Below are 326 nucleotides of genomic sequence, written 5' to 3' on the forward strand. Positions count from 1 at the left end.
GCACGCCGAGCTCGCGCACCGACTGGGTCGGCTGGATGAAGGTCCGGCCGACGTAGTGGTTGCGGATGATCCCCATCTCGAACGGGATCCCGGTCTCCTGCGAGAAGCCGATCGCCGCCGGAACGCCGGAATCCGGCACCGGCACGACGATGTCGGCCGGCGCCGCGGCCTCGCGGGCCAGCTCGCGGCCGACCGCCTTGCGGACCGCGTAGACGCTCTTGCCGTTCACCACCGAGTCCGGCCGGGCGAAGTAGATATACTCGAAGATGCAGGGCCGCATCGGCACGGCGCCGGCGAAACGGATCGACTCGATCCCCTCCTCGGAG

At 69.9% G+C, this 326-nt stretch carries 1 pseudogene; it reads right to left on the reverse strand.

What is annotated here, in order from left to right:
• Positions 1-326: pseudogene (locus ACLBXO_RS31885) on the reverse strand (amidophosphoribosyltransferase); the annotation flags it as partial.

The organism is Methylobacterium sp. C33D (assembly GCF_053345825.1).